The following is a 519-nucleotide window of genomic DNA, read 5'->3' on the forward strand; positions in this document are numbered from 1 at the left end:
TAATAAATGAAGTCAGAATACCAGTCAGCAAAAAGCCAACGTGCACAGGCTCACCGCTGGTAACCAGCTTCATGCCCAAGTAGCTACCAGCTAATGTGATGATAGGAATCGACATCAAAAATGAAAAACGCGCTGCCGCTTCACGAGTGAAGCCCAAATATAGAGCGGCAGTGATCGTTGCGCCAGAACGTGAAGTCCCAGGAATCATCGCAAGTGCTTGAGCAATACCAATAAACACCGCTTTCTTCCAGCCAGTTTGGTACTCATCGGCAACAAGCTTGGCATTCTTATCCACCCACCAAAGCAACAAACCGAATACGATGGTGGTTGTCGCAATCACATAGGCACTGCGCAGGTAGACTTCGATAACGTCTTTCATCAGCAAACCGAACACACACGCCGGAATCGTCGCGATCACGATCATCCATGCCAGTTTTGCTTCTTTACTGCGGTCACCTTTGAAGATCGAAGCAAACAATGCTCGGAATAAAGTGATCACTTCGTGGCGGAAATAAATCA

1 protein-coding gene is annotated in these 519 nt (G+C 47.4%); it reads right to left on the bottom strand.

Annotated elements, in window-relative coordinates:
- Positions 1-519 (bottom strand): undecaprenyl-diphosphate phosphatase (locus tag R7R78_RS29440; RefSeq protein ID WP_225475003.1); only part of this gene is annotated, 519 nt, incomplete at both ends.

The organism is Vibrio sp. 2134-1 (assembly GCF_033339495.1).